The following is a 6,770-nucleotide window of genomic DNA, read 5'->3' as shown; positions in this document are numbered from 1 at the left end:
CCCGTCGCTTCACCGGCCCAGCAGGGCACAACCCACGCCGGAAACGAACTCAAAACTGGATAGAAACTGGGGGCAACGTCACGGCCGATAAGTCGTCGGCAAAACGGAGCAATTCGTCAGCCCTATCTGGAAAAACTTCCCCAGCGCAAAAGCGCCTAAGAAGATCTTCGCCGATCAGGCGCAGATGTTCCTCGAACTCTACGCCTGACCAGATTGATAGATTTTTATGCCGTTTGCTTTGGCAAATGTTTGAATGGCGTCTCGGCGCGTTGCGGACACCGCGCCGCGCGTTACGAATTTGAGTGCATCAATCTTCGAGGGAGAGGAAAGCATCCTCTGCATGTCATGCTCAGCCTTGTTTTGGGTAAGGCTGCTACGATTGACGCATTGAATGACCGCCCGGCAGCGCGTGCCATCGTCAAGCAACTGACTTCCGAAGATATCGCGCCCGTGGTCGCCCCCGGCTTGCCCATACCAGGCCATCTCGGTCCATCCGGCCCGGACATGATATGCAAAGACGAGCCTCTCGAATTCGGCCCCACAAAATCTTCAAAATGAATTCTTTGCACAAGGCGCGAGACATTCGGCATCGCACACCCCTCAACCCGGCAACTTGGGGCAAATGATCATTTTCTTAATCCCGTTCTCGCGAGCGTAGCGCTTGGTTCGATCCAGGCCCTCGTTCGTTAGACTAGCCAGCCAAACGGGCCGCTACCCCCCACGATCAATCATTGTTGCGCCGATCCTAGCCACTCCGGCGGAACCAGTTTTGTGTTGTCGCGCCACTCCTGAGCAAGCGTCACACCTTCGATCTCGCCCCAGACGTCAAACCCGGCATGATCGAGAACGATCACCTGTAGACGGCCTTTTGCACGCACAACCTCTCTGCCGAGGGCTTCGAACACGGCGCGAACGGCAGAAATATCCACGTCTCGGATGCGCACTGGGACGTCATCAGTGCCCTGATCGAGATTTCGTGGGAAATACACTTGGCTTGGTTGGTCATAAATTAGAAGCGCCGGGACAGGATGATTGCCCTCTTCGAGGAAAAACCGTTGGAGCGCCAGCGTTAATGCAACGTGGTAGGCGAGCCAGTTGGCGCCGCTGCCTATCTCCCAGAGAAAGTCCGAACGGTCCGCATGAATGACACGAATTGTGAGATCGTCGATTAGAAGCTTGATAGGAGCTTCCTTCCATTCTGCGTCGAGCGTTGGGATAATTTGTGCCGCAAAATTCTCTATGATCCGAAGAGCGTTGTTGGTCTGAGCCTTCACTTGCTGCTCAGAATAAATCTTCCGCAACTTTTCAATTTGCTCAGTTAGCTGCTGAACGCGAGCATTGAGCTCGGACGTTTCGTCCGCGCGATCATAAGTGACCAACGCTTGCTCCAGTCTGCCGAGGAAGCGTTCGATGCGGTCGGAGCGATAAATTGCCTTGCTGACTTCATCGGACCTGCGTTCGAGAATAGAAATTTCTTGCCTGATGCCACTCAAACGAGCTGTGGACTCTTCAACGAGCCCGCGCAGCCGAAGTCGCTCTCGATCGAACGTGTCAGAAAGAAGAGGCTGGCTTCGCAGCTCAATTTCTATTCCGGATAGCGCCTCAGTGAGTTGGTCGAGTTTCTCACGGCCGGAGCCTGTCAGTGCGGCGATAGGATCGTCCGTTCGACCGGCAAAGCTGCTCAGCCATGATGCGATACTGAGACGATCGCGCTGAATGCGAATTGCGGCCCCATAGCTAGAGCTGCTCTCGATCAGTTTTTGAACTTCATTGAGACGCTGCCTGTGTTGAGAAACGAGCGCTGCTGCAGCCGACTCTCCCTGACGTAGCTGCTCAAGTTGAACCAAGGTTGGTTCGATGGAGTCGACCGTGGTATTGGCGAGACGCGTATCTGATTGCACCACCTGACGCAAAAGGCGGTCTCGGGCCACTCCTCGGGGACGATGGTGCCTACAGGCAGTAGACCAAATTCGATCGCTTGGCGCATCCACGCTTGTGTTTCAGCTTGCCACGCTCGGACGCCTCGGCGAATGCCCGACAGATCACTGTCTGCTCTGCGCAGTAGCCGTTGAAGCCTGTCAATTTCCCAGCGAGCGGCCAGCATCGCAGGGGTCAAAGCCCCAACAACGTAAGGAAAGATCGCCCGCAGTTTCTCGCGGTGCTCGGTTGTGTCCGCGTTGAAGAATAGCACCATCGGATTGGCGACTATGTATTGCGGTTGGAACATGAAGGCTGTCAGGTCTCTAAAACTGACCCTGGATTGGAAACTTTGTTCAGAGGCATCGGGATCAAGCCGTAGCTGTGACAGTCCAGCAAGGCGGTCGAACATTCGCTTCACTTCATCGACCGTTGCGTTCTTCTGGTCGATGCGGTTCGGAATTTCGATAGCGCCTCCTTCCAGGACGAACATGTCACCAGTCTGCTGCGCATCCCCCGGCTCTCGCCGGGCCAACAATTTCTGTCCATCCAGCGTCTCGATCAAAACGCCAAACCACGCGCAGGCATTTCGGATGGTTCCGACGGGAATTCGACATTTTCCCGATCCCAAACAATAGTCGATGATCGGAATGACAGCGGACTTGCCGGTCTTTGATGCACCGCTAATGACATTGACCATACCTGGTTCGAATTCAACTTCGCGCGGCGCAAAATCGCCTTTGGGCCAGAGGATGAGTTTGAGAATCTGAAAATGCATCAGGGATGAACCTGTAGGATGGAGAAGGCATGATTTGCCGGGACGCGCGCTATCCACCGGCCCAATTTTTCTGCTGCCGGACCGTGTGCTTTTAACCTCTCAGGTGGCTTAGGAAGCTTGACTTCATTCGCGCGCAACGTTGCAGTCGCGTAATCAAGGCTAACGATTTTGCTCGCAACACCCGTGCCGATGGACTCGAGAGTAAAAAGCCGCATCGCGAGGGCGCGATCGTGAAGGGCAAGCAGGTCTTCACGATTTTCTGAAAGATTGGCGACGAACTTCCCTAATCCTGATCCGACCCGCGTGGATGTGACCACTTCCATTGTCTGCGTGTGCATGACGATCGGAAAAACAAGAAACATCAATTCCATATTCGGAAGGCGATCCATGGATTCCTCCTGGAACCCATGAATGAAATTCCAAAGGATCGTCGAACCGAACGCTGGGTTTTGAACCAGCTCAACGGCTGAGAGTCTCTCCGTCATGCCCAATTCTTCCCAAGGATATCTTGATACGACGGATGCCAACCGACACGAAGATCATTCGCCAGATCGTTGTATGCTCCCTCGACGAAGTGATTGGGCAGAGTCCGTCCTTCAAGTGGCATCTGCACGGTAGCACAACGCCTGTAGACCAATCGGCCGCGCTTTTTGGGATCGTGCGCGGCATGAAGGTCCTCGACTTCGTCGCGTACGAGCGAGAAGCGCTGCTGCAAGCCCGCGTCGAACTCATCAAGGCTGTCTTCGACGATGTCACCGTCGGCAGCCCATTTGATCTTGTCGGCAGTCGAGCGCAGACAAGCGCTCACAGCACCGACGATAAGCTCTGGGGTGAGCTCCACCGCTTCGAGCTGGCGGACGAACATTGGTGCCGACGCAATGGTTTTTTCTATGTCCGCCGTACCAGGTGCAGCGGTCGTCGAGTTGAGCAGGCCTGCAAGATTGTGTTTTCGCACAAACGCTTGAAAGCGACGCCGAAACGCTTGCGCATCGACGACTGGCGACTTGCCATCTCGGATTAGGCGTTCGGCGTCCTCCTTGGCACGTCCAATCGCAGCACTGCAAAAGTCATTTACAGCTGACTCGGTAATAGTGGCGCGCAAAATCTCGCGGATTCCATCCAGTGGGTCCGTCTCGGCATCGAACCTAAATTTCTTGATGATTGCAGCGCATGCGGGATCGCCGGCAACCAGGAATCTTTGGAGATGTTCGCCGAATCCCTTTCCTACCGTACTTGGGGTCAGCCAACTCTTGAGTTTGGTGATGATCGCGTTAGCCGCGTCATCCGTGTTTGCCGCGTGAAGGGCTTCGACGATGGGACCAGCTTCCCCGGGAGCCACATAGAGGATGAACTCTGTGTTCCCCGGTTCCAGCCCGTGGGCAGCACATATGTCCACCCAGTTGCCGAAGGTCTTCCAAAGGTCAATTGATTTGTCGGTAATGAGCTTCGGCCGAATTGAGCTCTTGCATTGCTCAAGTGCCACTTGACCCGAAGGACGATGGATAGCGACGTCGTCCATATATTCAAGCGACACCAGCTCTCCATGGGCGGCGCGCAGTAAGTGGTAGCAGAATCGTACTGGCTGCACCGCGTATCCCAGATATTGTCCAGGAGCGGATGTCTTCACCGGTCTTACCATGTCTTCTACGCTCATGTGCCCCGCGGCGGACCTATGCAGTTCCCCGCCCCTACCCTCAGAATTTCAATAAAGTATGCGCTACCCTAACAGGCGGCTTAGTATCGGACGAGCAGCTTGTACTACCGATCTGATCTTATCCACACGGTCGCCACATCCACTAGACAGAGAGGACTCTTAGGTCGCTATTCGCCGTACCGGCGCTCCAGCGCGTTGGCAATTCGCTCGCAAAGCAATTCTGAGGTCACGACTGTGAGGTGGAGACGAAGGCGAACTCCGTGCGTATCAACTAGGGTAGTGACAATACGGCGATCGGAGTACTCGGCGAGGTCGAGTACATCGTTGATGATGAAGTCTGGTGTTTCGCGAAGCCTCTTAGGGCGCTCATCCACCGGGTTCTTCTGCTAATCCAGGTTCAACGCTTGTCAACTGATCGGTGGCCTTCCAGGCAGGCCGAGCCTAATTCGCTGGCCTTCGGCGTAGCTCTCGGCAACGGCTTGAGCGTCGAATAAATGCCGAGTTATTTTGCCATTTTCGACGACCTGGACAATCCATTGGCTGTCAACGTTTTTCAATCGCACGTCATTCGGTTCTCCGGCAACCACCTTCGTCTTCCGTTTCAGCAATCAAGAACGAATGACAGTGGAAGTCCCAAGCCGCTGTACCGCTCTGTAGACAACAACATCCCCCGACGTGATATTCAAATCCAGATTTTCTGACAGCAGGTCGTCGCTACACGACGGCAATCCGTTCGATTCAGTCAGAATGCTCGACGCTCTAGAATGAAGGGCGCCTTGGTCAAGGCGCCCTTCGCATCGGCGGCAGGCTTCGATCCCGGAGGTGCGGACCTAAGCACTTCGGAAGGAGCCGCCGATGAGCCCTTTTTGGGAATCCCGCTTAGCCGACACCGACTGGACGGTCGGGTCTAGCGCATGCAATCGAATACGACGGGCGCTATGGTCTCGTGCGCGACTACGAACGACCCATCGACCTCTCCGAAGCCATGATCCACGTCGCCGTGGGCAGTCTTTTGATGCGCAGAACAGCCATTGAACCAATTCTCAAACGGAATCTTAGCACTCAAATCTCTCTGGTATTTTGCGCTCCCACTACTTGATGATCTCCACCTAAACCTGGAATGTGCCATTTCGGATATGGAAATCACCTTCTTCCGGCCAAATGGTTTCTTATTTGGGCTGCTTCGGCAAGGGCAACGCCAAAGCTGCCCGGCAAACACTTCAGTCGATCACCAGCAATTTGCCGGAACATTCGACCTTCAGTAATCAGGCTGCTTTCAGTGATTTCTATTCCCCAGTTTCCGTCCTTCTAGGCAATCCTCGATAACGGCTGCTCAATGCCCGCTTCGTGAGTATAGCAGCGCCAAACGGACCGCGTTGCGCGAATAACCGCCCATCGTCGCAGGAATTCGGCGTTTTCTCGCTGTCCGCGCACATTTCCCGCAATTTTCTGACAGGAAGTGGGAGAATTCCCGCTCTACGGTGCTCAACGGGATCGGTCGCACACGCTAGAACTACCAACGTATATTTGCAATGAGGATAGCTTTTAGAACAGCTGCGCCTCCGCCAGTTTGCCTAAACCACGCCGCGCGGCAAACTAGCCCCGCCGGGCGAATGCCGGCGGGCATTTTTTACTCGCGGGCCTTCAGTGAACCTCTTGCAACTCGAGTAGCTGTCCCTCGTGGCCCCTGTAGAAAATCTGGACCTGCAAGCCGCCCGTATAATCGTCTACATCGAATGGTTCCACGGTGACTTTACTAACAACAAGGACGCAGACAACGTTTGTTGCGGGCTCCTCAATCGTGACCTCAAACTGAGGTACAGGTGGACTAGACTTTGATTCTCCGGCGGCTTTCATCACAGCGTGGTGGCAGGGGGTCGGGGCCCAGATCTTCACTTCGCGAATGTGGAGGCCGTCTGGAGGTGGCGGTTGCCTGTCAACCCAACCCTTCGCATCACTGAGGTCAATTGTCCCGACATCCTCAGCTAAAGCCGAGATTGACAGAAACCACAGAAAACTCGCGGCGATTGCCGCCTTCGTAAAAAACGTGGACATCAAACTCTCCTCCGCTTTTAGTATTCTGATCATGAGAACCCCCTGCGGTTTTTAAATCCAATTCGCAGGGCGCTTTATTAACTCTTGAAAGCATACCGGCAAACGCCTCTCGAGTTTCACGGAAATGCATGTCTTTAGCCGACGAATTCGCTGGATCGGCACCAATCGCCGTGGAAACCACGGCTTCGGGAGTTTACCGTTGACTTAGTGCGGACAAAGGGATTGGTGAATTGGATTTCACTGGTTTCGTCACGATAAGGCTGTAGTATTGATTGATCCCTAAGCCTGCCTGCAGCAGTCCCTCCATGAAATTCTGATACGCAGCCATGGAAGGAGAAGAAACGCGCATCAGATAGTCGATCCGCC

7 protein-coding genes are annotated in these 6,770 nt (G+C 54.5%); all 7 read right to left on the bottom strand.

Annotated features, from left to right (window positions below; all coding sequences use genetic code 11):
- Positions 1-198 precede the first annotated feature (198 nt).
- Entirely contained in the window at positions 199-483 is a 285-nt protein-coding gene (locus NKH60_RS34380) for a hypothetical protein (RefSeq protein WP_352875036.1), read from the bottom strand.
- A 245-nt stretch (positions 484-728) separates the two neighbouring features.
- Positions 729-1,847 carry a DUF3732 domain-containing protein gene (locus tag NKH60_RS34375; protein WP_352875034.1) on the bottom strand — a complete coding sequence of 373 codons (1,119 nt, stop codon included), beginning with the start codon at positions 1,845-1,847 and terminating at the stop codon, positions 729-731.
- A complete protein-coding gene (locus NKH60_RS34370) occupies positions 1,754-2,695 on the bottom strand; it encodes a hypothetical protein (protein WP_352875032.1) in 942 nt (313 codons plus the stop codon). The genes NKH60_RS34375 and NKH60_RS34370 overlap by 94 nt, the downstream gene beginning before the upstream one ends.
- Complete coding sequence (locus NKH60_RS34365; protein WP_352549730.1) at positions 2,695-3,180, bottom strand: three component ABC system middle component; 486 nt, start codon at positions 3,178-3,180, stop codon at positions 2,695-2,697. Before NKH60_RS34365 ends, NKH60_RS34370 begins: the two co-directional genes overlap by 1 nt.
- Positions 3,177-4,349, bottom strand: coding sequence for an ABC-three component system protein (locus tag NKH60_RS34360; protein ID WP_352549732.1), 1,173 nt, complete (start codon positions 4,347-4,349; stop codon positions 3,177-3,179). The genes NKH60_RS34365 and NKH60_RS34360 overlap by 4 nt, the downstream gene beginning before the upstream one ends.
- Positions 4,350-5,993: 1,644 nt before the next feature.
- The gene (locus tag NKH60_RS34350; protein ID WP_352875030.1) at positions 5,994-6,404 is read right to left on the bottom strand and encodes a hypothetical protein; all 411 of its coding nucleotides are present in this window, start codon (positions 6,402-6,404) and stop codon (positions 5,994-5,996) included.
- 193 nt (positions 6,405-6,597) lie between these two features.
- Complete coding sequence (locus NKH60_RS35280; protein ID WP_502907811.1) at positions 6,598-6,753, bottom strand: hypothetical protein; 156 nt, start codon at positions 6,751-6,753, stop codon at positions 6,598-6,600.
- Positions 6,754-6,770 lie beyond the last annotated feature (17 nt).

This window comes from Mesorhizobium sp. M1006 (assembly GCF_040318825.1).
Taxonomy (GTDB): domain Bacteria; phylum Pseudomonadota; class Alphaproteobacteria; order Rhizobiales; family Rhizobiaceae; genus Mesorhizobium.
Note: the sequence above shows the minus strand (reverse complement) of the source record. Positions and strands in the feature narration are given on the sequence as shown.